This is a genomic window from Aldersonia sp. NBC_00410, assembly GCF_026342035.1.
Taxonomy (GTDB): Bacteria; Actinomycetota; Actinomycetes; order Mycobacteriales; family Mycobacteriaceae; genus Aldersonia.
In genome coordinates this window covers 727,002-752,396 of sequence record NZ_JAPENM010000001.1, presented here as the reverse complement: position 1 = coordinate 752,396, position 25,395 = coordinate 727,002, and the positions used below count along the sequence as shown (strand labels likewise).

The following is a 25,395-nucleotide window of genomic DNA, read 5'->3' as shown; positions in this document are numbered from 1 at the left end:
CTCTCCTCAGCCGACCCGGACCCGGGGATCGAGCGCGGCGTAGGCCACGTCCGCCAGCAGGCCCGAGAGCAGCACGACCAGCCCGATGAACGACGTGCACGCGACGACGATGTTGGTGTCCTGGGTGTCGATTCCGGTGATGAGCCACTCGCCCATGCCATGCCAGCCGAAGATCTTCTCGACGAATGTGGCGCCGGTGACCAGAGCGCCGAACCCGTAGGCAAACAGTGTCGCCATCGGGATCAGCGCGGTCCGCAATCCGTGCTTGAGCATCGCGCGGCGCCGGGTCAGCCCCTTCGCCCGGGCGGTCCGAATGAAGTCGGCGCCGAGCACGTCGAGCATCGCGTTGCGCTGGTATCGGCTGTAGCCGGCCATCGCGCCGAGCGCGAGAGTCAGAGTCGGCAGCACGAGGTGTTTGCCACGGTCGACGAGTTGAGCCCACAGGCCCTCCACCGCGGTCGCGGACGTCTCGCCGGTGTAGAGGAAGATCTGTTGCCCGGTGGCCGAGTTAATCTCTAGCGCACCGTATTTGAGTAGGGTCGCGACCAGGAACACCGGCGTGCTGAGCAGTAACAGCGAAACTGCGGTGGTGAAGTAGTCGCTGAATTTGTACTGCCGGATCGCGCCCGCCGCGCCGATCAGCACGCCGAGCACGGCACCGATCACCGACCCGAGGACGAGCAGGCGCAGGCTCGCCGCGATCCGGCGGCCGAGTTCGTCCGTGATCGGCAGGCCGGTGTTCGTGGTGCCGAAGTCGCCGTGCAGCACCCCGCCCAGCCATTCCACGTATCGCTTCGGGATCGGTTCGTCGAGGTTCAACTCCTGCGCCTTCGCGTCGATCACCGACTGCGGCGGGCGTGGGTTGCGCTGCTCGAGGCTGTCGAGCGGACGGAATATGAGCGAGGTCAGGCTGAAGGTCAGAAACGACGCGAGCAGCAGCAACACCAGATAGTTGGCCGCGCGACGCAGCAGGAACCCAGCCATAGTGCACGCATCATAAGGACGGTCGGCTGGGTGTGTGCTGCGACGCGGCGGGCGCCACCCGGCGGTGTTTACGGCAGTATTGGGGCGTGGCAACGAACCGACCGGAGCCGTCGACTCGTCCGCCGCGGCCGATCGTCGGTGTCAAACCGAGCCTGATCGCCAGCGACGTCGACGGCACGCTGATGGATGACGACGAGCACATCTCCGCCCGTACGCGCGCGGTGGTGAAATCGCTGGTCGCCGACGGCGCCCACTTCATCCTCGCGACGGGACGCCCGCCGCGCTGGATCGCACCGGTCGTGGAGGGGCTCGGCTTCGCGCCGCTCGCGGTGTGCGGGAACGGCGCGGTCCTCTACGACAGCGACGCCGACCGGGTGCTCGATGCCAGCGTGCTCGATGTCGACACCCTCGACTGGGTGGCCGAACTGGCCTACCGCGTGCTGCCCGGCTGTGGCCTGGCCGCCGAGCGAATCGGAGCGAGTGCGCACGACGCCGCGACCCCGCAATTCGTCAGCTCCCCGGACTATGAGCACGCGTGGCTGAACCCGGACAACACCGAGGTCTCGGTGCGCGAAGTGCTCGCGGCGCCGGCCATCAAACTGCTGATCCGCTCGCCGAACGAACACAGCGAGACCATGCGTGCCGCACTCGCCCCGCACGTCGGCGATCGCGCAGACATCACCTATTCGACGAACAAAGGCCTGATCGAGGTGTCCGCGCACGGCGTCACGAAGGCCGCCGGGGTGCGGGAGCTGGCCCGCCGCCTCGGCATCGACGACCGAGCCGAGATCGTCGCTTTCGGTGACATGCCCAACGACGTGCCGATGCTCGAGTTCGCCGGGCACGGCGTCGCGATGGCGCACGCCCATCCGGACGCCCTCGCGGCGGCCGACGAGATCACCGCGACGAACAACGACGACGGCGTCGCCCTGGTACTCGAACGCTGGTGGGGCTAGGCGGTCACGGGGTGGCGGGGACGATCGACTCGTCCACGGGCGCCGGTACGGCTGCCTCGGGAGCAGGGACGGGAGCCGCGACCGGGGCCGGGACAAGATCCTCCGCCGAAGGAATCTGCAGGCCCGGGCCCCCGGGCGCTGCATTCGGCGCGGCCGCCCCCGGCACCGCCGCAGCTGCATTGTTGTAGGCGTCCGCGTAGGACTGCTGGTAGGTGTCGATGATCGTCTGCACGAACCCGGTGATCTCGTTGAAGATGAGCGAACCCTGTTCGAAGTCCGCCCGCATCCCCTCCGGCACCGCGTACTCACCGGTCAGCGGGAGACCGAGTTCGCCGCCATCGAGGCCGAGCGCGATGAACTTCTGCAGGATCTGGCCACCGAGCGTGATGATCTGTCCGCCCGGGACCGTGTAGACGTAGCCGTTGGTGAACTTCGCGTACTGCTGGCCGCTCTTCGCCTCGATCAGCCCGGTCAACGCCTGCCCGAGCGGACCATCGGCGCCGCCCTGCGCGGCCCAGGCCCGCGAGATCGGGTTGTCGTCGGACAGCTTGACCAGCGTGTCGACCAGACGCGGAACGTCGATGGTCGGCTTCGCCGGGCCGCCCCCCGGTGCCGCCGCCAACACATCCGGGGTCGGTGGCAGCGGGGCACCCGCACCGGCCGCGATGTCGCGGATCCGATCGAGTTGGGCGTAGGCCGCATCGCCCGGGCAGGTGGTGTTGCCGACGTCGCGGTGGGCGAAGATGACCGGCAAATCCACCGCTGCGCCCTGGGGGTACGGCGTGAAATCGGTGCCCTCGGAGTACATCGTCGTCTGGCCCTTGGGGTCGAGACCCGCGAGCTTGAGCCGCCAGCCGAGGAAGCGGCCGGTCGCGTCGATCGCCGCGTCGCTCGGCGCGACGGTTTCGAAGTCGCCCATCATTGCGACGCCCACGGTGTTCTCGTTGAATCCGCCCGCATGTGCGCCCTGCACGGGACGGTCGAGCCCGCCCGCGCGCCCCTCGAAGATCTGGCCGTACTTGTCGACCAACGCGTTGTAGCCGATGTCGCACCAGCCGAGCGTCTGCGCGTGATACGCGTAGATCGCGCGCACGATGCCGGCGGATTCGGACTGCGTGTAGTCGTTGTTGCCCGCGGTGTGGTGCACGGTCGCGCCGCCGACGAAGTCGTCGTAATCGGGGTCCTGGCAGCGGATCGACTCGTCGGCGCCCCACTGCGCCCGGCTGATCACGCGCGGACCGCCACCGGCCAGCGGCGCCGCGGCCTCATTGAGCAGCCCGTCGGAATCGCCGGTGCCCGGCTCGATGAGCGCGACACGAAGATCCTGCAGTTCGCTCGCCGGTGCCTGCTGCGGCAGCGGCGTAGTGAGCGACGCGGGGGTGTAGCCGAGCGGCGGTTCGCCGGCGGCAGGCTCGGCGGGCTGGGCAGGCACGGCGGGCTGGGCAGGCACGGCGGGTTCCGGTGCCGGCGCGGCGGCGGTGCGACGGGTGGCCATCACCTGGACGGCGCCGGCCTCGCCGACATAGATCGGCTCGGTCCCGGCGTCGCGACCCGGCGCACCGTTGCTCACCAGGTTTTCCGCCGAGTACCACTGGCTCCACGAACCGTCCAACGTCATAGCTCGGACGCGGATGTCGGTGTTGGCCAGATCGGCCGCGGTCAGCGCAACCATGCTGAACGGAGAGTCGCTCTTCAGCTCCTTCACCGTGGCGCCGAACTGGTCGACAATGTCGGTCGGCAGCTGATCTGCGGCGATCGGGGCGGCCGGGTCGGACAACTGCGGGGCGCCGGCCACGGCGTCGGTGGGCATCAGCTCGGCAAGTTCGGACAGCGCGGCCCCGACGGGGAGTTGCTCGATGAGGTCGGACAGCGCCGCCGCGTCGGTCGGGATCGGGAGCCCATCCGGGACCGGGATCCTGGCCGGGAGGGGCAGCTTCTTCAGGTCGGCGACGTGCAGGTCCGGCAGGTTCAGCCCGGTGAGCTGCTTCAGCGGGATCACGACATCGGGCAGTGTGGCGAGCGCGAGCTGGGCGATCTGGGTCGGGACGGCGGAACCCTGCTGCCGCGTCGGCTCGACCTCGTCGGTGGACCGCATCGCGGTGTGCAGCGCCCCCGCGGCGAAGGGGCTGCCGATCACCACGGCAGCGACCGCGGCCAGCACCAACGATCGCCGCCGAAGTGTGCGTTGTGCCGAATGGGCCAGGTTCCCTTGACGCCGTGCCTGTGGTTTCGGAAGCCAGGTTTTCGGAAGCCAGGTCGGTCCACGCTGTGGCACGAAGTCCCCCATCGAATGTTCGGGATTTGGTCGCAACGGATCGGTTGGTTGCTCCGCAAAGGTGATGCTGCTGTTACTCGAGCGGGCTATGTTGCATGCGAACGCAACATTGATCACACTAGTCACAAATGCCCCAAGACTCAATCTCTACTTGAGAGTCTTTGCGGCCGACCGCACCGGGAGTGCGGAGTCGCGCGACGACACCACCCGAGCAGGGAGCCGTTTTATGCGCAACAGAAGGATCGCCAACCGCTGGGCAGATGTTTGGGTACGCCAGGCGCCGGGCTGGACCACGCCGGGCCGGAAGCGGCGGCGGACCGTCGTCGGCCGGCCCGTACGCAGCGGCGGGGGACCGGTCGTGCTGCGGCGCGCCGTTCTCGCGGTCGTCCCGGTTCTCGTCGCAGGCGGTGTGGTGGCCGGGATCGCGGTGCGTTCCACGCCGTCGGACGGGATCGCCCCCGCCGTCTCGGCCGACACCGTCTTCACCATCGCCGGCCGGGGCAACGGGCACGGCCGCGGAATGGGGCAGTGGGGAGCGTTCGGCTACGCGAAGGAAGGCTGGTCCGCCGAGCGGATCCTCGGCTACTACTACGGCGGGACCGCCCTGGCCCCGCATCCGCCCGCGAAGGTCGCCATCCGGCTGATGGGCCGCGACGACCGACCGCTCGATGTCTACTCCGATACGGGCATGATCGTCGCAGGTCAGCGGGTACCCGCTGGGCAGGCGGTACGGCTGGCCCCGACGCCGGGTGGCGGCGCGCTCGTCACGGTGAGTGAGGGCTGCGGCGGCGCGGTGCAATGGGAGCAGCCGACCGACAACCCATGGGTCGATCCGGTGGACCCGGGCCCGAACCGGCCGGCGAACGAATTCCTGAAACTCTGCGACGGCGATGTGGCCTATCGCGGCGCGCTCGGCGTGGCGTTCGAGGGTGTCTCGTTCCGCACCGTGAACGCCGTCGACGTCGACGACTATCTCTATGGCGTCGTACCGCGCGAGATGCAGCCGAACTGGGCGGACCAGGGTGGTGCGGAGGCGCTGCGCGCGCAGGCCATTGCGGCCCGGTCCTATGTGCTCGCCGAGAGCCGCTACGACTACGCGCAGTCCTGTGACACCCAGTCGTGCCAGGTGTACGGCGGTGCCGGCGTGGAGGATCCGCGCACCACCGATGCGGTCCGCTCCACGAGCGGCACCGTGCTCATGCGCGACGGACAGGTGGTGCGCGCGGAGTACTCGGCGTCCACCGGTGGTGCCACCGCAGGCGGCGACTTCCCGGGTGTGGTCGACGCCGGCGACGGCTCGGCACCCGAGAAGGGCTGGTCGAAGTCGATGACCGCCGCCGAGATCGGGCAGGCGTTCGGCGTCGGCGAACTGACCTCGATCGCGGTGACCGGACGCGACCCCGCGGGGCGGGTGACCAACCTGCACGTCGAGGGCACCGGCGGCGCGGTCGACGTTTCCGGCGAGGACGCCCGCGGCAAGCTGGGACTCGACTCGGACTGGTTCGACATCAGCGAAGGGCCGGGCGGACCGCCGCCCGCTGTGCCGGCGGCACCGGCACCCGACGCTGTCGTGCCGGCGGAGAGCGGTGACGGTGACGCATCGACGGGCAGTTCCGGCGCGGAGCCGTCGGCAGGCCAGGCCGCGATCGAGGACAAGTACCGCTCGCTCGGCGGACTGAACGCCACGATCGGCGCGCCGGTCGGCCCGGTGATCGAACTGCCGGAAGGGTTCGGCATGTTCCGCATCTACACCGGCGGCGTCATCCTCTGGACTCCGGACTTCGGTGCCCAGGAACTCGATCTGAGCGCGCTGGCGAAGCTGCTGCCCGAGGGCGAGTAGCACTGGGGGTGCGAGCGCTCAGCGCGCGTGCGCGGGCTCCCGGCGCTGCGCCGCCCGGGCCAGTGCGCGATCGCGGGACTCCTCGAACCGCACGGTTTTCACCTCGAGCTCTTCGAGGTGCGCCGCGAGCCGGTCCCGGAGCTGCTCGCCTTCGGAGCCGAAGTCGTTGCGTTCGAAGATGTTCCACTTGCGCAGCACAGGACTGACGACCTCGTCGAGGTGCTGGCGCAGGTCATAGATTCCGGACTTCGCGATCAGCACCGCGTTGCGCCGGAACCCGGGCATCGAGTAACCGGGCATCGCGAAGTTCTCCAGGATTTCCACCACGGCACGCATCGCCTGATCGGGTGCGACGTCGAGGGCCGCGCCGACGATATTGCGGTAGAACATCATGTGCAGGTTCTCGTCCGCCGCGACGCGCGCGAGCATTCGATCGGCGATCGGGTCGCCGCACGCCTTGCCGGTGTTGCGATGCGAGACTCGCGTCGCCAACTCCTGGAACGTCACGTACGACACCGAGCGCAGCATCGAATTCTGTTCTCCTACACTAAAACCGCGTGTCATGTGGGCCATCCGCGCCTCCTCCAGCGCAACCGGGTCGATGCCGCGGGTGACGACGAGGTAGTCCCGCATGACGATGGAGTGCCTCGCCTCCTCGGCGGTCCACCGTCCCACCCAGGTGCCCCACGCGCCGTCGAGCGAGAAGTTCTCGGCGATCTCGCGGTGGTAGGACGGCAGGTTGTCCTCGGTGAGCAGGTTGGTGAACATCGCAGCCCTCGCGGCGTCGCTCAGCTGCGACTGCTCGCGATCCCAGTCGATCCCGCCGAGCGCGGCGAAGTTCCGCCCCGCGTCCCACGGTATGTAGTCGTGCGGGTGCCAGTCCTTCGCCATCGACAGGTGTCGCTCGACCTCGGCCTCGGCGAACTCCTCGAGTTCGTGCAGGAGTTCCTTGTCGGTCAGTTCGCGGCTCGCCATTGCGTCTCCCGGTTCGGCGCCAGCCGACACTGCGCGTGCCGGTGACGCCATCGTCGGTGCACTGCCGCCCGGCTCGTAGGGCCGAAAGTCCCGAGAATCGACCGCCTTCGGGCTCGCGAGCTTTCTTGACACATTTAGCGATATGTCTCATGATCGAAACATGTCGATCGCTGCGTCCAAGCGCGTCGAGTTTGTGCCGTGCGAGGGCCAGTCCTGGCTGCGGCCCTGGCAGATGTATGCCGACCTGCGTGAGTACGACCCCGTGCACCATGTCGTGCCGGACGAGACGCCCCGGCTCGACTACTTCGTGCTGTCCCGGCACGCCGATATCTACGCAGCAGCGCGCGACACCACGACGTTCTCCGCCAACCAGGGCCTCACCACGAGCTACGGCGAGTTGGAGAAGATCGGCATGGCCGACAATCCGCCAATGGTGATGCTCGACCCGCCCAACCACACCGACTTCCGCCGGCTGGTGGCGAAGGGATTCACGCCGCGCCAGGTCGAGGCAGTCGAGCCGGCGGTGCGGTCGTTCGTCGTCGACCGGCTCGAACGCCTGTGCGCGGCCGGCGAGGGGGACATCGTCACCGAGCTGTTCAAGCCGCTGCCGAGCATGGTCGTCGCCCACTATCTCGGCGTGCCCGAGGAGGATCGCGACCAGTTCGACGGCTGGACCGAGGCGATCGTCGCCGCGAACGCCTTCGGCGATCCGTTGCAGGCCGCCACCGCGGTCACCGAGATGATGACCTACTTCGGTGCCCTCATCGAACGCAGGCGCGCCGAGCCGGCGGACGACACCATCTCGCATCTCGTTGCGGCGGGCATGGGCGCGGACGGTGATATCGCCGGACTGCTCGGCATCCTCGGTTTCGCCTTCACGATGGTCACCGGCGGAAACGACACCACCACCGGAATGCTCGGCGGCGCAGTGCAATTGCTCACCGAGCGACGCGATCAGCGGCAGCTGCTGATCGATCACCCGGCACTCATCCCGGCCGCGATCGACGAGCTGTTGCGGCTCACGTCGCCGGTGCAGGGGTTGGCGCGGTGCACCACTCGGGCGGTGGAGATGTACGGCCGCGTCATTCCCGAGGGCCGGAAGGTGTTGCTGCTCTACGGTTCCGGCAACCGCGACTCGCGCGTGTACGGTCCCGACGCCGACGAACTCGACGTGCGGCGCAATCCGCGGCAGATCCTCACCTTCAGCCACGGCGCGCACCACTGCCTGGGCGCCGCGGCCGCGCGCATGCAGGCCCGGGTGGCGTTGGAGGAACTGCTCGTCCGCTGCCCGGATTTCACCGTGGACCTCGACGGCGTCGTCTATGCCGGTGGCAACTACGTGCGCCGGCCGTTGCACGTCCCGTTCCGGGTGAGCGACAAGTGAGCGACTGGCTCGCGGCCGACCGGACCGACCTTGCCGCCGAGCGGATTCTCGACGCCGCTGCGGAGCTGTACTCCGAGCGTGGCATCGCAGCTGTGGGGATGGCCGATGTCGCGCGGGCCGCGGGCTGCTCGCGGGCGACGCTGTACCGCTATTTCGAAAACCGGCGTGCGCTGCAGGTGGCCTTGGTGCACCGCGAGACGCGTCGAATCGGGTCCGCGGTACGCGCGGACATCGCCGACGTGCACGATCCGGGGGAGCGGATCGTAGCGGTCGTCGAGTCGGCGCTCGCGCGGGTGCGCGCCGAGCCGCTCCTGGTGATGTGGTTTCGCACCGACAACGCGGGTATCACAAGTGATCTCGCCAATTCGTCCGCGGTGATCGAGGGGTTCGCCGCGAACTTCTTTGCCGGCCTGGGCATAAGTGACGCCGATCCGAGCCCGGCCGCGCGCTGGTTCGTCCGGGTCATCGTGTCGCTGCTCGCGATGCCCGGTGCCGACGCGGCCGAGGAGCGCACGATGCTCGAACAGTTCGTCGTGCCGGCCGTGCTCGGGCGCATCCCATCGTGACGGTGCTGTCTCGCGCCACTTCGTGACGATGCTGTCTCGCGCCACTTCGTGACGGTGCGCGGTGCACTGAGCAGCGCGTCGGTTCGGCGTCGAGCATGATGTCGAAGTGACTTCGGTTGGTCTGGCTCTGCTCGCATGGCTTGCGACGCTGACGGGAGCTGCCGGACTTGCATTGCACTTCAGTGGGTCGTCGGCGCGGATGTTGGTGCTGGCCGCTTCTGTTGCGCCCTATCTGATGGTTGCCGCGGTAATTGGGCTGGTGTTGTTTGTGGCCCTGCGACATTGGATTGGTGTCGGGGTCGCCATCGTCGTCATTGCCGCCGCAGCGTGGACGCAACTTCCGCTGTATGTCAGTCACTCGGACAAAGACAGCGGCCGGGCAGTGATGGTGATGCAGGCCAATCTGCTCTTCGACGGAGCCGACCCGCAAACGCTGGTCGATCAGGTGCGGGCGCGCAAGATCGAAGTGCTCACGGTCAACGAGCTCACGCCCGCGACGGTCGACGGTCTCGGCCGGGCGGGGCTCGACCGGTTGCTGCCGTACCGGCATATCTCCCCGGGCAGAACCGCGGCCGGGACCGGAATCTGGAGCAGGTACCCGTTGTCGGACACGGTTGAGTACGACGGGTTCGTGCTGAACCAACTCTCGGCGACGGCGAATATCCCGGAGACCGGACCGGTCACGGTGTACGCGTTCCATCCGGTGCCGCCCGTATTCGGCACAGACGTCTGGGCCGACGAATTGTCCCGGCTGCACGGCATTCTCGACCGGGCACCGACGAATCGCCCGGTGATCGTCGGCGGCGATTTCAACGCGACCTACGACCATTCGCAGTACCGCGCTTTGGTCGCCGGCCGTTTCGGCGATGCTGCCGAACAGGCGGGTGCCGGGCATCTGGTCACCTACCCGACCGACAAGCGATGGCCGCCGCTCGTCGGTATCGACCACATCCTGCTCGCCAACGGCCGCGCGATTGCGGTGGAGACCGTCGGGTTGCCCGGCGCGGACCACCGAGCCCTGGTCGCGAAGGTTCTGCTGACCTGAGGTCCGGCGGAACGAACGCCTTGACATTGACGCGACGTCAAGTTGCATCCTGGGTTCATGCCCGAGGAGTGGTCGATCCACCAGCTGGCAAAGGTCGCCGGCGCCACCAGCCGCACCCTGCGCCACTACGGCGATCTCGGACTGCTCGTACCGACCCGGATCGGCGCGAACGGCTACCGCTACTACGGGCAGGACGCCCTGATCCGGCTGCAGCGCATCCTGCTGCTGCGTGAGCTCGGGCTGCCGCTGCGCACCATCGGCGACGTGCTCGACGGCGAGCGCGACTCCACCGCCGCATTGCGCACCCATCTCGAGCTACTGCGCAACGAACAGGACCGGATTGCGCGGCAAATCGCATCCGTACAGACCACCCTGCGCAAAACAGAGGAAGGACAACGGCTCATGCCCGACGAAGTATTCGACGGCTTCGACCACACCGTGTACCGCGACGAGGTGATCGAACGCTGGGGGCGAGAGGCCTATGCGAGCGGCGACACGTGGTGGCGCTCGATGTCCGAACAGGACAAGCGCGACTTTCAGCAGCGCCACCTCGATATCGCGGCCGACTACGGCACTGCCCACCGGGAGGGCCGCGCGCCCGACAGCGCGGAGGTGCTCGCCATCGCCGCGCGGCACTACGACTGGATCGCCATCGGCTGGCAGGGCCGCAAGCCCACCACGGGAGCGGAGCCTGCGGAGCGACCCATATCCACGGGAGCGGAGCCTGCGGAGCGACCCATATCCGCGGGAGCGGAGCCTGCGGAGCGACCCATATCCGCGGCGGCGTTCACCGGGCTCGGCGAGATGTACGTCGCCGATCCGCGGTTCCGGCAGAACTACGACGTCCACGGCGCGGGCACGGCCGAGTTCGTGCGCGACGCTATGGAGGCGTACGTCCGCACGCGTTTGTCGAGGCCGGAGACTCCTTGACCGTGGCGGGCAGCTCGGCATTTGCATCGACTGAACGGAACCGTTCAGTCGATTGGATCGACTGAACGGTTCCGTTCATTCGACGGCGGACCGGGGGTTACCGCCGTGCCGGGCGGCGCGGCCACACAGGTCCGATACCCTGAGAACCCGTGACTGCTGTATCCCCAGGTGAGACGACGCCCGGCCCGTTCGATCTGATCGTTGTCGGATCCGGTTTCTTCGGATTGACCGTTGCCGAGCGCGTCGCGTCCCAGTTGGGCAAGCGTGTGCTGGTTCTCGATCGACGCCCGCACATCGGCGGCAACGCCTACTCGGAGCCCGAGCCGGAGACCGGCATCGAGGTGCACAAGTACGGCGCGCACCTGTTCCACACCTCCAACCAACGGGTGTGGGACTACGTCAACCAGTTCACCGACTTCACCGGTTACCAGCACCGCGTCTTCACGATCCACGACGGGCAGGTGTACCAGTTCCCGATGGGGCTCGGCCTGGTGTCGCAGTTCTTCGGGCGCTACTTCACCCCGGACGAGGCACGGGCCCTCGTCACCGAGCAGTCCGCCGAGATCGAGACCGGCGAGGCGCAGAACCTCGAGGAGAAGGCGATCTCGCTGATCGGTCGCCCGTTGTACGAGGCGTTCGTGAAGAACTACACGGCCAAGCAGTGGCAGACCGACCCGAAGGAGCTGCCCGCCGCCAACATCGCCCGGCTGCCGGTGCGCTACACCTTCGACAACCGCTACTTCAACGACACCTACGAGGGCCTACCGGTCGACGGGTACACCGCGTGGTTGGAGAACATGGCCGCGGACGAGAAGATCGAGGTGCGGCTGGGCACCGACTGGTTCGATGTCCGCGACGAGCTGCGCGCGCAGAACCCGGATGCCCCGATCGTCTACACCGGTCCGCTGGACGCCTACTTCGACTACGCCGACGGCGAACTCGGTTGGCGCACCCTCGATTTCGAGACCGAGGTGCTCGAGACCGGTGACTACCAGGGCACTCCGGTGATGAACTACGCAGATGCGGACGTGCCCTACACCCGGATCCACGAGTTCCGGCATTTCCATCCCGAGCGGCAGTACCCGGCCGACAAGACCGTGATCATGCGGGAGTTCTCCCGATCCGCGGAGTCCGGCGACGAGCCGTACTATCCGATCAACACCCCGGACGACCGGGCGAAGCTGGCCGCTTACCGCGAGCGTGCCAAGCAGGAGACCGCCGAGGCGAGGGTGCTCTTCGGTGGGCGTCTGGGCACCTACCAGTACCTCGACATGCACATGGCCATCGCGAGTGCGCTGAGCATGTACGACAACGTGCTCGCACCGCATCTGCAAACCGGGGCTGCGCTGCACGGCGAGAACGGTGGCGCCGCGTGACCCCGAAGCACCTGCTCGAGGAGGCCGAACCCGCGCTCGACCCGAACCTGCGCGGAAAATCGCTGCTGCAGCGCGTGATCCTGCCGCGCCCGGGCGAGCCGTTGGATGTGCGCACCCTCTATCTCGAGGAAGCCACCACCAACGCCCGCCGCGCGCACGCCACCTCCCGGACCTCGCTGTCGGTCGGCGCCGAGTCCGAGGCGTCGTTCTGCACGTACTTCAACGCGTTCCCCGCCTCGTATTGGCGGCGCTACAGCGTGCTCACCACGGTGGTGCTGCGGCTGGAGCTGATCGGGCACGGCCGGGTCGACGTGTACCGGTCCAAGGCGGACTCGTCGCGCATCCACGTCGCCGGCCGCGAATTCGTCGGGTCCAGCGGCTCGAAGGGCGCGAACGCCAATCAGGCACGTCCCGCCACCGTCGAGTTCGAGGTCGAGCTCGCGCCGTTCGAGGACGGCGGCTGGATCTGGTTCGACATCACCACCGACACCGATGTGGAGCTGGTCTCGGCCGGTTGGTTCGCGCCTCTGGAGGCGCCGGGCACGGGCACCGTTGCGGTGGGCATCCCGACTTTCAACCGCCCCACCGATTGCGTGAAGGCGCTCGTCGCGCTGGCCTCGGATCCGCTCGTGCTGGAGAAGATCGACGCGATCATCATCCCGGACCAGGGCACCCGCAAGGTGCGCGAGGAACCGGGCTTCGCGGCGGCGGACATGGCCCTCGGGGGCCGGTTGACGATTCACGACCAGGCCAACCTCGGCGGTTCCGGTGGCTACAGCCGGGTGATGTACGAAGCACTGAAGACGACCAGCTCCGACTTCATCCTGTTCATGGACGACGACATCGAGATCGAACCCGACTCGATCCTGCGCGCGCTCGCGATGGCCCGGTTCGCGAAGAAGCCGACCCTGGTTGGCGGGCAGATGCTCAACCTGCAGGAACGCAGCCACCTGCACACCATGGGCGAGGTCATCGCCCGCGGGCGGTTCATGTGGTCCGCGGCGCCGAACGTCGAGTACGACCACGACTTCTCCAAATACCCGCTGTCGGACCGAGAGAACTCCAAGCTGCTGCACCGGCGTATCGATGTCGATTTCAACGGCTGGTGGATGTGCATGATCCCGCGCGTCGTTGCCGAAGAACTCGGGCAGCCGCTGCCATTGTTCATCAAGTGGGACGACGCCGAGTACGGTCTGCGCGCCCGCGACGCCGGCTATCCGACGGTGACCATGCCGGGCGCCGCCATCTGGCATATGGCGTGGACCGACAAGGACGACGCCATCGACTGGCAGGCCTACTTCCATCTGCGCAACCGGCTCGTCGTCGCGTCGCTGTACATGCCGGGCAACGGACGCGGTCTCGTGCTCGACACGGTGAAGGCGACGTTCAAGCACCTGCTGTGCCTCGAGTACTCCACCGTGGCGATCCAAAACCTCGCCATCGCCGACTTCATGGCCGGTCCCGACCATCTGTTCGAACTGCTGCCGAGCGCGCTCGGCGCAGTGCACGACCTGCGCAGGCAGTACCCGGACGCGGTGGTCGTCGGATCGTCCACCGAGCTGCCGATGGCGTCGGGAGCGGGCGTCGGAGCGGTGGGCGAGCCGTCGAACCCGCTCGCCAAGGTCGCCCGACTCGGCAAGGGCATCGCGCACAACTTCACCCCGGCCGATCCGACCCATCACGAGCAGCCGCAGCTCAACGTGCCGACGCTGGACGCGCGGTGGTACCTGCTCTCGCAGGTGGACGGTGTCACCGTGACGACAGCGGACGGCCGCGGCGTGGTGTTCCGCAAGCGCAGCCCACGCAAGGCAGCCCAACTGCTGCGCGAGGCGCTGCGGTTGCGCCGCGAGCTGGCCCGCCGCTTCCCCGAACTCAAGCGCGAGTACCGGGCCGCGCATCCCGCGCTGACCAGCAAGGAGAGGTGGGAAGATGCTTTCGGCATCTGAGCCGGTGGGGGTGACTGAAACCGACGGGCACGCCGAATTCGCGGTGACCGTCCCGCCCGCACCGCGCGAGGTCGCGATCCTCAATGCCGTGCAGGCCGGGGTCGGGGCCGTACCGGGCGTCCTGGAAGCGGCACGCGGGATGTCACATTTCGGTGAGCACGCGCTCGGCTGGGTAGGAATCGCGGCTGTGGGCTACGCACTCGACCGCGACCGCCGCAGTCAGTGGGCGGGTGTCGCCGTCGGCGCGGTCGGTGCGCATGCTGCGTCGATCGTGATCAAGCGGGTCGTGCGCCGGCCGCGACCGAACCACCCGTCCGTGCAGGTGAACGTGTCGACGCCGAGCAAGCTGAGCTTCCCGTCCTCGCATGCCACCTCCACGACGGCGGCTGCAGTGCTGATGGGTCGGCTCACCGGTTTACCCTTGCCTGCGGTGCTCGTCCCGCCGATGCTGTTGTCGCGCATCGTGCTCGGTGTGCACTACCCGACCGACGTGCTCGCCGGATCGGCGCTCGGCGCGGCATCGGCCGCGGCGGTGCTCGCCGCCGAGAAGAAGTTTGGAGTGAAATGAGCGAGGAGCCGACCGGCCACGACCTGGAGGAGGCCGCGGTCAAGGGTCCGCCGAAGACTCTCCCCGCCGCGATCATCAAGGCCGTTCGGCCGCGCCAGTGGGTGAAGAACGTCCTCGTCCTCGCTGCGCCGTTGGCGGCCGGGGCGATCGACGAGCTGTCCGTGCTCGGACCGGCCGCACTCGCGTTCGTCGTGTTCTGTATGGCGGCGTCGGGCATCTACCTGGTCAACGACGCGCGGGATGTCGAGGCCGACCGGGCGCACCCGACCAAGCGGTTCCGGCCGATCGCGGCGGGCGTGCTTCCGTTGAACCTGGCCTACGGCATGGCCGTCGTGCTGCTGGTCGGATCGATCGCGCTCTCCTTCATCGCGAACTGGGAGCTCGCGCTGACGATGGCGGTCTACATCGTCATCCAGCTCGCGTATTGCTTCGGGCTCAAGCATCAGGCCGTGCTCGACATCTGCATCGTGTCGTCGGGTTTCCTGCTGCGCGCGATCGCCGGTGGTGTGGCCGCCGACATCCCGCTGTCGCAGTGGTTCCTGCTGATCATGGCCTTCGGCTCGCTGTTCATGGCCGCGGGCAAGCGCTACGCGGAGTTGCAGCTCGCCGTCGATACCGGCGCGAAGATCCGCAAGTCGTTGGAGTACTACACCCCGACCTACCTGCGGTTCATCTGGACGATGGCGGCGACCGCGGTCGTGGTGTTCTACGGATTGTGGGCGTTCGAGCAGGACAGCCTGCGCGACACCCAGCTGTTCGCCATCTCGATGGTGCCGTTCACCATCGCGATCCTGCGGTACGCCGTCGATGTCGACGGTGGGGAAGCCGGGGAGCCCGAGGAGATCGCGTTCGGGGACCGGGTGCTGCAGCTGCTTGCGCTCGCCTGGATCGGGGTGGTCGGTGTCGCTGTCTACATCTCGTGACGAGCTGACGGCGTCGACCCCGTCCGGCGCTGCTCACCGGGCCGCCGTCCGGTCGCGGCCCGGGTGGGTGCCGCGCGCCGTCTACTCGATCGGGATTGCGCTGACCGCGCTGTTCTTCGCCTTGGGCGGCTGGGAGCGGCGCTGGATCGCCGACGACGGGCTGATCGTGCTGCGCACCGTGCGCAACCTGCTGGCCGGAAATGGGCCCGTGTTCAACATCGACGATCGCGTCGAGACGAACACCAGCGCCGCGTGGACCTACATCGTCTACGCCTTCAGCTGGCTGACCCAGGCCCGGCTCGAGTACGTCGTGCTGACGCTCACGCTGGTGCTGTCGGTGGCGGCGATCGTGCTGGCCATGCTCGGTGCAGGCCGGCTGTGGGGCGGCACGAAGGCCGGCTTCCTGCTCCCCGCCGGTGCCGTGGTGTACATCGCGGTGCCGCCCGCGCGCGACTACGCCACCTCCGGGCTGGAGAGCGCGCTGGTGATCTTCTGGCTCGGGCTGCTGTGGCTGTTGCTAGTGCGCTGGAGCAAGGCCGAAACGGTGCGCATCCCGGCATTGCTCACGCTGGCGTTCGTCGCCGGGCTCGGCCCGATGGTGCGCCCCGAGTTGCTGATGGTGGCCGCGCTCGCGCTGCTGCTCGTGTTCCTGGCACCCACGCCGCGGCCGTGGCTTGTCCGCACCGCGTTCGTGGTGATCGCCGGTGCCGTGCCCGTCGGCTATCAAATCTGGCGGATGGGCTACTACGCCCTGCCCTACCCGAACACCGCGGTCGCCAAGGATGCGGCGGGCGCGAAATGGGGCCAGGGCTTCACCTACCTGTGGAACCTGGTCGACCCCTACTTCCTCTGGCTCCCACTGGTCATCCTCGCGGTGGCCGGGATCATCCTCGCGCGCTTCGGCGGCGACACACCCCGTTCTGGCGGAGTGAATGGAAGCATTCACTCCACGGGAGCGGAGCCTGCGGAGCGACCCGACGGTGCTGAACGCACCAAATCTTCCATTCATGAACCCGCGGGCGGTCGGCTGCGCAGGTTGCAGTCCAAGCTGCGCACCCCCGCCGCGGTGGTCACCCTGTTCCTGCTCAGCGCCCTGCTGTTGCAGGTGTACTCGCTGCGTGTCGGCGGCGATTTCATGCACGGCCGGATGCTGCTGCCCGTTTTGTTCTGCCTGATTCTGCCCTTCGCGGTGCTGCCTGTCCGGCTGCCCGAACGCGGCCGCAGTCTCGCCGCGACGGCCGGCGGAGTTGCGGTGATCGCGGTGCTCGGCTGGGCCTACATCGCCTCGAACACGACCGGCATGGTCACCGGCAGCACGATCGGCCGCTCCGGGATCGTCGACGAGCGCGCCTACTACGTGCTCAACACCGGCCACGACCACCCGATCCGGGCCGAGGACTACCTCGACTACCCGCGCATGCGGGCGATGGTGTCGGCGATCGAGTCGACCCCGGACGGCGGGCTGTTGATCAACACCCCGTCCTTCACGCATTGGGATGTGGTGCCACCACCGTTGCCCATCCCCGAAGGTGGCGTCGGCCACACCGTCTACTTCCTCAACCTCGGCATGACCAGCATGAACGTCCCCCTGGACGTCCGCGTCATCGACCAGATGGGACTGGCGTACCCACTGGCCGCGCATTCTGACCGACTCACCGACGGCCGGATCGGCCACGACAAGAGCCTGTACGCGGACTGGGTGGTCGCCGATACCGGCATGGTCGACAAGCACCCGTGGCTGCCGTGGTACTTCGACGAGGACTGGGTCGCGCAGGCCAAGGTGGCGCTGACCTGCCCGGAGACCCAGGATCTGCTCGAATCCTCACGTGCGGACCTCACCTGGGAGCGGTGGAAGCAGAACTTCAAGCGGTCCTTCGAGTTCGCGAAGTACCGCTTCGACCGGGTGCCGAAGTACGCGATCGAGCTGTGCGGACTCGAGCCTCCGCCACCGGTCGGCACGCGCTGACCCACGCCCACCACCGTCCCCCGGTGGCCTGGGACATTCCCGCTTTCCCCGCCGGGTTCGCCGTTGCTTCGCTAACGTGTTGCGCTGGCGCATCGATTTACCGGGAATACAAGCGGACCGCGATAACTGCGGCACAGTGTCGACAGGGGCCCCATGCCCTCCACCCGCGTTCGGGTGGGTTATCGCACCCGCATCGAGGAGGTCGCGACCATGCGTGGAGCTTTTTTCAGACCCGATTCGACGTCCGACACCCCGTCCGCCGGGACGCCCAGGCGCTCTGCTGGATGGCTCGCCCGGCTGATCATGGCCTTGGTGATTGCGCTGGTCGTACCGCTAGCGGCGACGCTGACCGGCAGTGGCGGGGTCGCGTCGGCCGCGTTCACGCCGACCGGGTTCGACTTCTGGGTGGACTCGAGCATGGGCCCGATCAAGAGCCGCGTCTTCCGCGCCGCGGACGGCAACACCAACCGGGTGGTCTACGCGCTCGACGGCATGCGGGCCCGCAACGATCTCAGCGGCTGGGAGATCGAAACCGACGCCGCAAACGCGCTGACCAGATGGAACATCAACGTCGTGATGCCGGTCGGCGGCATGTCCAGCTTCTACTCGGATTGGCACGCGCCCAGCAATTTCAACCGGCAGCCGACTACGTACCGCTGGGAGACATTCCTCACACAGAATCTGCGCTGGGCCCTGCGCGACCGGCTCGGGTTCAATCCCAATCGCAACGGTGTGTTCGGGCTGTCCTCGGGCGGCAGTGCGGCCTTGACGCTGGCCGCCTATCACCCGGACCAGTTCGTTTATGCCGGGTCCTATTCCGGCTATCTGAATATCTCCGCGCCTGGCATGCGCGAGGCGATGCGGGTGGCCATGCTCGACTCCGGCGGTTTCAACATCGACAGCATGTGGGGCCCGCCCTGGGATCGGTCCTGGTTGCGCAACGATCCGTTCGTCTTCGCGCCGATCCTGCGCAACAACAACACCCGACTGTGGATCTCCGCCGGTAGCGCCCTGCCCGGCCCCAATGACCGGGTCGGCAGCCTGCTCGACGCCTACAACGTCGTCAACGCCATGGGTCTCGAAGAACTCGCCCTGCTCAACACCAGATCCTTTCAGATCCGGATGGCCACACTCGGGGCGAACAACGTGGTCTACAGCTTCCCTGGCGTCGGCGTGCATTCCTGGAGTTACTGGCAGGACGAGCTGTTCCGGATGATTCCGGACCTGAGTGCCCACATCGGTTGACCTGCTCCGAGGGCTCCTGCGGCGCAAGGTGGCGAGCGTCACCCCGGGTTTGCGATAACACGGACCGGTCGCGAACTGATAACTAATTGATAACGTAACGTTGGTCGCGTCCCCTACCGGGTACAAGTTGCCGGGTCGGGTTAGGGTCGAATAAGGTTCCAGCGCAGATCTGTGTGACCTATTCGTTATTTCGGGGTTCGGAACCTCGGGGGGCATGCGAGGGTGCGCGTCGCGATAGCGACGTTGCAGAGCAGAAAGTGAGTATTGGCGAATGCGTTTTGGCGCGAAGGGGTTCGGTAGCCGGATCCGCTCCGGCAACTGGAAGCGACGAATGCTCGGTGTGAGCGCCGTGGCGCTGATTGTCCCGATCGCCGCGGGCGCGGCCGCGACGGCGGCACCGCTTGCCACGCCGGCGCATCAGTCGCCGGCCGGCGGGTTCGACGAACTGTCCGTGCCGTCCACCATGGGGCCGATCAAGGTGCAGGTGCAGTGGGCGTCTCGGGGCGGGAACGCGGCGCTCTACCTGCTCGACGGGATGCGCGCCCGCGACGACCGGAACGCGTGGTCGTTCGAGACGAACGCCATGCAGCAGTTCGCCGGTGACAACGTCACGCTGGTGATGCCGGTTGGTGGCCAGTCGAGCTTCTACACCGACTGGTACTCGCCGAGTAACACCAACGGGCAGAAGATCACCTACAAGTGGGAGACGTTCCTGACCAAGGAACTGCCCGATTTCCTCGAGAACTACGGCGTCTCGCGGAACAACAACGGCATAGTCGGCTTGTCGATGGGTGGCAGCGCCTCGCTCGCGCTCGCGGCCTACCACCGTGATCAGTTCAAATTCGCCGGGTCGTTCTCCGGTCTGCTGAACCTGTCCGCGCCCGGTATGCGCGAGGCGATCCGTGCCGCCATGCTCGACGCCGGCCGCTTCAACGTCGACTCGATGTGGGGCCCGCCGTGGAGCAAGGGCTGGCTGCGCAATGACCCGTTCGTCTTCGCGCCGCAGCTCAAGGGCCTGTCGATGTACATCTCCGCGGGTACCGGCATCCCCGGACAGTACGACCGGCCGAACTCGCTCATCGGCGTGTACAACACGACGACCGGCATGGCACTCGAGTCGCTGACCATGGTGACCTCGCGCGCGTTCCAGATCCGCCTGGCGACGCTGCAGATCCCCGCCCGGTTCGACTTCCCGCTCACCGGCACGCACGGCTGGAAGTACTGGGAGGGCGAGCTGTGGAAGTCGCGTCCGCAGATCCTGGACGCGCTGAACGCGCACTAGTCCCGAGCGCTGCGTCTCGCTGACGCCGTCGACACGCCGTCCCACCCCGAATTGCCGGGGATTGGGGCGGCGTTCGTCGTTTCGCAGGTGGGTGCCCGCGGCGCACCGCATGTTGTGCCGCGCGCATCGATTCGTCGCCCATTTGGTGTGCGCGCCGCGAAAAGGTGTGTGGCGAGGCGCTCGGGCGAGTACGGTTTCGCAACATTTGTCACAGCCGTCACAGCGCGCCTTCCCCGGTTCCTGCCCCTGCTCGCGGTAGAAAGTAGCTGCATCTCCGGGCGTACGTGCTGCTCGCGCCCGGTTTTACGGGATGGAAGCGAGGGCACTTTCATGCGACGGGGTCATGGTCGGCGTTCCCGCATCCGCGGATCGCGAACACACTTCCGCGGCCGCGGATCGCGAACACACTTCCGCTGCCGCGGATCGATGGTCGGGCTACTCACTGCCGCGGTCGTTTCGACGCTCACGGTCGGCACCGCGTTGGCGGCTCCTGCGCTCGCCGCGCCGATCGCGCATACCCAGGCCGGTGGCGTCGCCACCGTGCAGCGCATCGACTGGCTCACCGACCGGCGCGTTGCGCTCTGGATCGTTTCGCCGTCGATGAGCACCCCCGTCCAGATCCAGCTGCTGCTGGCTCGGGACTGGCACACCAAACCGGACGCCAGGTTCCCTGCGCTGTTCATGCTCGACGGCCTGCGGGCGGAGGACAACGAGAGCGGTTGGACCCACGATGCCGGCGCCGAATCGTTCTACGCCGACAAGAACGTCAACGTAGTGCTGCCGATCGGCGGACAGTCCAGCTTCTACTCCGACTGGCTGACCAAGGACAACGGCGTCAACTACCAGTGGGAGACGTTCCTGACCAAGGAACTGCCGCCGCTGTTGGAGACGCAGTGGCGTACCACCGACATCCGCGGCCTCGCGGGCCTCTCGATGGGCGGAACGTCGGCGATGTTCCTGGCGGCACGCAATCCCGGCTTCGCGCGCTACGCCGCGTCCTACTCCGGATTCCTGTCCACGACGTCGATCGGCATGCCGCAGGCCATCTCGTTCGCGATGGGCGACGCGGGTGGGTTCGACTCCGAGGCGATGTGGGGTCTGCCGACCAACCCGGCGTGGGCCGAGCACGACCCCTACCTGCTGGCCGACAAGCTGAAGAACGTCAGCCTCTACGTGTCCAGCGGCAGCGGCATGACCGGGCCGTACGACCAGGCGATGGGCATCCCCGGCGTCAGCACCAATGTGGCGGGGATGGGGCTCGAGATTCTGTCCCGGCTCACCTCGCAGACGTTCGCCACCAAGCTGAACAAGCTCGCCATCCCGGCACAGATCAACTACCGGCCCTCCGGCACGCATTCGTGGCCGTACTGGGACTTCGAGATGCGCCAGTCCTGGCCGCAGGCGGCGACCGCCCTCGGCACGCAGATCGACAAGCCGGCCTGCGGGGTCGGCGGGGCGATCGCGGGCACGGCCGCGGCGAACCAGTGGCTCGGCGACTGCATCACCGGTGAGTACAACGTGCCCGGTGGCACTGCGCAGGACTTCCGCGCCGGGCGGGTCTTCTACTCGCCGGTGACGGGCACCTACCCGGTGGCCGGTCGGATCGGCGGCGGTTATGAGGCCACCGGCGGCCCCGGCGGGGCTCTCGGTATGCCTGCCGGTTTCGAAATTCCCGCGCCCGACGGCAAGGGCCGGTTGCAGGTCTTCGAGCACGGCATCTCGTACTGGACGCCGGACACCGGTGCCCATGCGGTGCGCGGCGCGGTGCTCGAGGAGTGGGGACGGCAGGGCTACGAGCGCGGGGCACTCGGCTACCCGACCGGCGACGAACGCAAGACGCCGAACAAGGACGGCGCCTCGCAGGGCTTCCAGGTCGGCTCGGTGTTCTACAGCCCAGCCGTCGGCGCGCATTCGGTGCAGGGTCTCATTCTCGGCAAATACGGCGAACTGGGCTACGAGAACAGTTGGCTGGGCTTCCCGACCACCAGCGAGGCGTCGCTCAAGGACTTCGGCAAGTTCAACCAGTTCGAGAACGGAAACCTTTACTGGAGCCCGCTTTCCGGAGCGTGGGCGGTGCGCAACGGCCCGATTTTCGAGGCGTACAAGAATGTCGGATTCGAGAACGGCAAGCTCGGTTACCCGACGAGTGACGAGTTCGATATTCCGGGCGGCAAGCAGCAGAACTTCCAGTTCGGCAACATCACGCTGATCGCCGGAAAGGCCGATGTCCGCTAGCCGACCCGGCGTCCTCGGAGTCGGTTTCCTACGGTGTCCAGCCGAGCGCGAGCGAGGCGCCTCAGGGCTGCACGGCGATCGGCCCCGGCGCGCGCGTCTGTAGCCTGTACGAAACCGAAAGCATAGGAACCACGATGCCTCGTATGACTCTGCGCGCGGTCTCGCTCACCGCGCTGGCCGTTGCTGCCGTCGGCGTGTTTGCCGGCTGTGGCGACGACTCGACGGCGACGAGCACACCCGGCTCGCTGACCCCCGCGCCGGCTGCGGCGTCGACGTCGTCGGCCGCGGTGCCCAACGGATCGGACGCGGTGCCCACCGGATCGGACGCGGCCGACGGCGGCGGCTCCGCGCCGGTCACCAGCCCCGGCCCGGCCGCCACCGCACCCCCGGAGACCCCGCAAGCGCAACCGAGCGACTTCCCCGGGCCGGATGCGGAACCAATGGGTGAGCGCGAGAAGCAGTTCGTCGAGGACTTGAAAGACGAGGGCGTCGAGGTGTCCGGCGCAGGCGAGAGTGCCGTCGTGATCGCGAACTACATCTGCGCCGCGACGCAGGCCAATGAGCCGGAGGCAACGATCGTGGTCAACGTCAACGCCATGACCGGTGTCGAGCAGAGCATCACCGGTAGCTCGATGTCGCCGGAGCAGGCCGGCCAGATCTACATCGACGTCGCGAAGAGTTCGTACTGCTCGTGAACGCACTTCGAAACGGCCGCAGGCGCGGCCGACGCAAAACTCCGATTGTCCTTCTTCTACTGGCACTCGCGCTGCTGCTGATCATCGTCATCGTGGTCATCTGGTACATCGCCGCCGGTCGCCTGCCCAAGCCGGGAGAGGGGCCGTTGCCCGGCCCGACGAAGCCGGACACGCAGGCGGCGGACTGCCCCGATGTGCAGTTCGTTGCGGTGCCGGGCACGTGGGAGTCCAGCCCGACCGACGACCCGTTCAACCCGACCGCAGTCCCGGCCGCACTGCTGCACAACGTCACCGATCCGCTGCAGGAGCAGTTCCCGTCCTCGCGCGTGCAGGTCTACACGGTGCCCTACGTGGCGGAGTTCTCGAACCCGATCGCGTTCCCACCGGATGGGCAGGAGTCCTACAACAACAGCCGCACCGCGGGCACGCAGGCGACCATCGGCGTGCTCGCCGATATGCATGCGCGGTGTCCGCTGACGACATACGTGATTGCCGGCTTCTCGCAGGGCGCGGTCATCGCAGGCGACGTCGCGGCGCAGATCGGCGCGGGGACCGGCCCGGTGTCGCAAGACCAGGTGCTCGGCGTGACGCTGATCGCCGACGGGCGGCGCGAGACGGGTCAGGCGACCGAGATCGGCCCGAACCCGCCCGGTGTCGGCGCCGAGGTGGCACTCAAGGGCTTGAAGGTTCCCGGCATCACGATGACCGGCCCGCGCCCGGGCGGATTCGGCTCGCTCACGGATCGGGCAAACACGATCTGCGCGCCGGGCGACCTGATCTGTGCCGCCCCGGAGGCCGCGCTGAACCCGGTCAACATCCCCAGCAGCCTCGCCGCGCTTGCCGGTGCGAGAGGCAATCCGGTGCACGCGGAGTACAACAGTTTCGTGGTGGACGACGCCGGCACGACGGCGACGCAGTGGACCACGGGCTGGGCGTCCGGATTGATCGACGGCGCGCCGCATCCGGCGCACGAATGACCCGAAATTACCTGACTCAAAAGTAAGTTGGGTCTGGTCAAGAGTGTTGCCCGAATGTTAACTGTCAGTAGGTCAACAACGGCCGACCCGCTAGAGTGCAGGACGGTCAGCGTGCCCCCGCCCGCAGTGCAACCCAGGAGATGCCTTTCATGACAGCCGCCGAAACTGCCCCCGCGGCACCATTGCGGAAGTTTCGATTTGCCGCCGGCGGTGAGGGCAACCCCGAGGAGGGCGGCGCTCGGAAGTTCATTCGGCTGGCTCAGCAGGCCGAGGACTACGGGTACGACAGCTTCATGATTCCGGACCACCTGGGTCCGCAGGTCAGCCCGATCGCCGCACTCGGTGCGCTCGCCGTGGCGACCGAGAAGATCCGGCTGGGGACGGCGGTACTGGCCAACGGCTTCCGCCACCCGGCAATCCTGGCCAAGGACGCCGCGACCATCGACGTGCTGTCCAAGGGCAGGCTCGAACTCGGCATCGGCGCGGGCTGGATGAAGGAAGAGTTCGACAAGGCCGGGATCGCCTACGACCGGCCGGGGCTGCGGATCGAGAAGCTCGACGAGGCGCTGACCATCCTGGACGTGCTGCTGCGCGGTCAGGAATGCAACTTCGAGGGCAAGCACTACCAGATCCGCGGACTCAAGGGCAGCCCGCGACCACGGCAGGGCCCACGCCCACCGCTCGCGGTCGGCGGCGGCGGACCGAAGATGCTCGCGCTCGCCGCCAAGCACGCCGACATCGTCTCCGTGGTCCCGGTCACCACGGCGGAAGGCAAACTGCGGCTCTCCGGGATCACCATGGAGAAGACCGTCGAGCGAGTCGAGCTGATCAAGCAGGCCGCCGGTGCTCGGTTCGCCGACATCGAGCTGAACTGGACCATCACCACTATCGTGATCACCGACGATCGCGAGAAGGTTGCCGAGATGGCGCTCGCGGCCCTGGACAAGGGCTTTCCGCCGAACATGGACGTCGATGTGCAGCTATCCGTCGAGGAAATCCTGAACTCGCCGTATATCGCGATCGGGACCTTCGAGGAAATCGCAGATCAGGTCCGGGCCGTCCGTGCTCAAACGGGTATGTCCTACGTCGGCGTGTTCCCTACCCAGATGGACGCATTTGCGCCCATCATCACCCTGCTGAAGGGTGAGTGAAGGTCGGCTCAGTAACATAACTGGAATTTGTTCGCTAGTGCAGCGCGAATCTTGGGAATGAGATGCGTGCCACGTG

20 protein-coding genes are annotated in these 25,395 nt (G+C 67.6%); 17 read left to right on the top strand and 3 right to left on the bottom strand.

Translation table 11 applies throughout. The features are described 5' to 3' along the window. Positions 1-6 precede the first annotated feature (6 nt). On the bottom strand, positions 7-984 hold the full coding sequence (locus OG921_RS03505; RefSeq protein ID WP_266110932.1) for an ABC transporter permease: 978 nt from the start codon (positions 982-984) through the stop codon (positions 7-9). Positions 985-1,115: 131 nt separating this feature from the next. Here OG921_RS03505 and OG921_RS03500 point away from each other — a divergent pair, with 131 nt between their 5' ends. Then, a complete protein-coding gene (locus tag OG921_RS03500; RefSeq protein WP_266111055.1) occupies positions 1,116-1,940 on the top strand; it encodes an HAD family hydrolase in 825 nt (274 codons plus the stop codon). Positions 1,941-1,944: 4 nt separating this feature from the next. Here OG921_RS03500 and OG921_RS03495 read toward each other — a convergent pair whose 3' ends face one another. Continuing rightward, positions 1,945-4,101, bottom strand: coding sequence for an N-acetylmuramoyl-L-alanine amidase (locus tag OG921_RS03495; protein ID WP_323182658.1), 2,157 nt, complete (start codon positions 4,099-4,101; stop codon positions 1,945-1,947). A 340-nt stretch (positions 4,102-4,441) separates the two neighbouring features. On the opposite strand from OG921_RS03495, the gene OG921_RS03490 reads away from it, so the two are divergent. Continuing rightward, a complete protein-coding gene (locus OG921_RS03490) occupies positions 4,442-6,055 on the top strand; it encodes a SpoIID/LytB domain-containing protein (protein WP_266110931.1) in 1,614 nt (537 codons plus the stop codon). An 18-nt stretch (positions 6,056-6,073) separates the two neighbouring features. On the opposite strand, the gene OG921_RS03485 is transcribed toward OG921_RS03490, so the two are convergent. Continuing rightward, positions 6,074-7,030 carry an acyl-ACP desaturase gene (locus tag OG921_RS03485; protein WP_266110930.1) on the bottom strand — a complete coding sequence of 319 codons (957 nt, stop codon included), beginning with the start codon at positions 7,028-7,030 and terminating at the stop codon, positions 6,074-6,076. A 160-nt stretch (positions 7,031-7,190) separates the two neighbouring features. On the opposite strand from OG921_RS03485, the gene OG921_RS03480 reads away from it, so the two are divergent. The 15 genes from OG921_RS03480 to OG921_RS03410 all read left to right on the top strand — a co-directional run bounded on the left by OG921_RS03480 (position 7,191) and on the right by OG921_RS03410 (position 25,319). Next, positions 7,191-8,414 (top strand): cytochrome P450, encoded by a 1,224-nt coding sequence (locus OG921_RS03480; protein WP_266110929.1) that lies wholly within the window; start codon positions 7,191-7,193, stop codon positions 8,412-8,414. Continuing rightward, positions 8,411-8,980 carry a TetR/AcrR family transcriptional regulator gene (locus OG921_RS03475; RefSeq protein ID WP_266110928.1) on the top strand — a complete coding sequence of 190 codons (570 nt, stop codon included), beginning with the start codon at positions 8,411-8,413 and terminating at the stop codon, positions 8,978-8,980. The genes OG921_RS03480 and OG921_RS03475 overlap by 4 nt, the downstream gene beginning before the upstream one ends. Positions 8,981-9,086: 106 nt before the next feature. Further along, the gene (locus tag OG921_RS03470) at positions 9,087-10,025 is read left to right on the top strand and encodes an endonuclease/exonuclease/phosphatase family protein (RefSeq protein ID WP_266110926.1); all 939 of its coding nucleotides are present in this window, start codon (positions 9,087-9,089) and stop codon (positions 10,023-10,025) included. A 57-nt stretch (positions 10,026-10,082) separates the two neighbouring features. Continuing rightward, a complete protein-coding gene (locus OG921_RS03465) occupies positions 10,083-10,955 on the top strand; it encodes a TipAS antibiotic-recognition domain-containing protein (RefSeq protein ID WP_266110925.1) in 873 nt (290 codons plus the stop codon). Positions 10,956-11,104: 149 nt separating this feature from the next. Then, positions 11,105-12,331: a UDP-galactopyranose mutase gene (glf, locus tag OG921_RS03460; protein ID WP_266110924.1), complete on the top strand. Its 1,227-nt coding sequence runs from the start codon at positions 11,105-11,107 to the stop codon at positions 12,329-12,331. After that, complete coding sequence (locus OG921_RS03455) at positions 12,328-14,277, top strand: glycosyltransferase (protein WP_323182656.1); 1,950 nt, start codon at positions 12,328-12,330, stop codon at positions 14,275-14,277. Before glf ends, OG921_RS03455 begins: the two co-directional genes overlap by 4 nt. Further along, positions 14,261-14,845 (top strand): phosphatase PAP2 family protein, encoded by a 585-nt coding sequence (locus tag OG921_RS03450; protein WP_266110923.1) that lies wholly within the window; start codon positions 14,261-14,263, stop codon positions 14,843-14,845. The genes OG921_RS03455 and OG921_RS03450 overlap by 17 nt, the downstream gene beginning before the upstream one ends. Continuing rightward, positions 14,842-15,768: a decaprenyl-phosphate phosphoribosyltransferase gene (locus OG921_RS03445; protein WP_266110922.1), complete on the top strand. Its 927-nt coding sequence runs from the start codon at positions 14,842-14,844 to the stop codon at positions 15,766-15,768. The genes OG921_RS03450 and OG921_RS03445 overlap by 4 nt, the downstream gene beginning before the upstream one ends. A 67-nt stretch (positions 15,769-15,835) precedes the next feature. Continuing rightward, positions 15,836-17,734, top strand: a complete 1,899-nt coding sequence (locus OG921_RS03440; protein WP_266111052.1) for a hypothetical protein — start codon at positions 15,836-15,838, stop codon at positions 17,732-17,734. Positions 17,735-18,037: 303 nt separating this feature from the next. Further along, positions 18,038-18,979: an alpha/beta hydrolase family protein gene (locus OG921_RS03435; RefSeq protein WP_266111051.1), complete on the top strand. Its 942-nt coding sequence runs from the start codon at positions 18,038-18,040 to the stop codon at positions 18,977-18,979. A 271-nt stretch (positions 18,980-19,250) separates the two neighbouring features. Then, entirely contained in the window at positions 19,251-20,261 is a 1,011-nt protein-coding gene (locus OG921_RS03430; protein WP_266110921.1) for an alpha/beta hydrolase family protein, read from the top strand. Positions 20,262-20,687: 426 nt separating this feature from the next. Further along, the gene (locus tag OG921_RS03425; protein ID WP_266110920.1) at positions 20,688-22,496 is read left to right on the top strand and encodes an alpha/beta hydrolase-fold protein; all 1,809 of its coding nucleotides are present in this window, start codon (positions 20,688-20,690) and stop codon (positions 22,494-22,496) included. 143 nt (positions 22,497-22,639) lie between these two features. Next, positions 22,640-23,191, top strand: a complete 552-nt coding sequence (locus OG921_RS03420) for a DUF732 domain-containing protein (RefSeq protein WP_266110919.1) — start codon at positions 22,640-22,642, stop codon at positions 23,189-23,191. Beyond that, on the top strand, positions 23,188-24,168 hold the full coding sequence (locus OG921_RS03415) for a cutinase family protein (protein ID WP_323182655.1): 981 nt from the start codon (positions 23,188-23,190) through the stop codon (positions 24,166-24,168). Before OG921_RS03420 ends, OG921_RS03415 begins: the two co-directional genes overlap by 4 nt. Before the next feature lie 149 nt (positions 24,169-24,317). After that, a complete protein-coding gene (locus OG921_RS03410) occupies positions 24,318-25,319 on the top strand; it encodes an LLM class F420-dependent oxidoreductase (protein WP_266110918.1) in 1,002 nt (333 codons plus the stop codon). Positions 25,320-25,395 lie beyond the last annotated feature (76 nt).

What these genes read in the sequence shown, in the direction of transcription:
- OG921_RS03490 (WP_266110931.1), top strand. Translation starts at nt 4,442, where the DNA reads ATGCGCAACAGAAGGATCGCCAACCGCTGGGCAGATGTTTGGGTACGC.
- OG921_RS03480 (WP_266110929.1), top strand. Translation starts at nt 7,191, where the DNA reads ATGTCGATCGCTGCGTCCAAGCGCGTCGAGTTTGTGCCGTGCGAGGGC.
- OG921_RS03430 (WP_266110921.1), top strand. Translation starts at nt 19,251, where the DNA reads ATGCGTTTTGGCGCGAAGGGGTTCGGTAGCCGGATCCGCTCCGGCAAC.
- OG921_RS03465 (WP_266110925.1), top strand. Translation starts at nt 10,083, where the DNA reads ATGCCCGAGGAGTGGTCGATCCACCAGCTGGCAAAGGTCGCCGGCGCC.
- OG921_RS03445 (WP_266110922.1), top strand. Translation starts at nt 14,842, where the DNA reads ATGAGCGAGGAGCCGACCGGCCACGACCTGGAGGAGGCCGCGGTCAAG.
- OG921_RS03450 (WP_266110923.1), top strand. Translation starts at nt 14,261, where the DNA reads ATGCTTTCGGCATCTGAGCCGGTGGGGGTGACTGAAACCGACGGGCAC.
- OG921_RS03420 (WP_266110919.1), top strand. Translation starts at nt 22,640, where the DNA reads ATGACTCTGCGCGCGGTCTCGCTCACCGCGCTGGCCGTTGCTGCCGTC.
- OG921_RS03505 (WP_266110932.1), bottom strand. Translation starts at nt 984, where the DNA reads ATGGCTGGGTTCCTGCTGCGTCGCGCGGCCAACTATCTGGTGTTGCTG.
- OG921_RS03425 (WP_266110920.1), top strand. Translation starts at nt 20,688, where the DNA reads ATGGTCGGGCTACTCACTGCCGCGGTCGTTTCGACGCTCACGGTCGGC.
- OG921_RS03485 (WP_266110930.1), bottom strand. Translation starts at nt 7,030, where the DNA reads ATGGCGAGCCGCGAACTGACCGACAAGGAACTCCTGCACGAACTCGAG.
- OG921_RS03410 (WP_266110918.1), top strand. Translation starts at nt 24,318, where the DNA reads ATGACAGCCGCCGAAACTGCCCCCGCGGCACCATTGCGGAAGTTTCGA.
- OG921_RS03435 (WP_266111051.1), top strand. Translation starts at nt 18,038, where the DNA reads ATGGCCTTGGTGATTGCGCTGGTCGTACCGCTAGCGGCGACGCTGACC.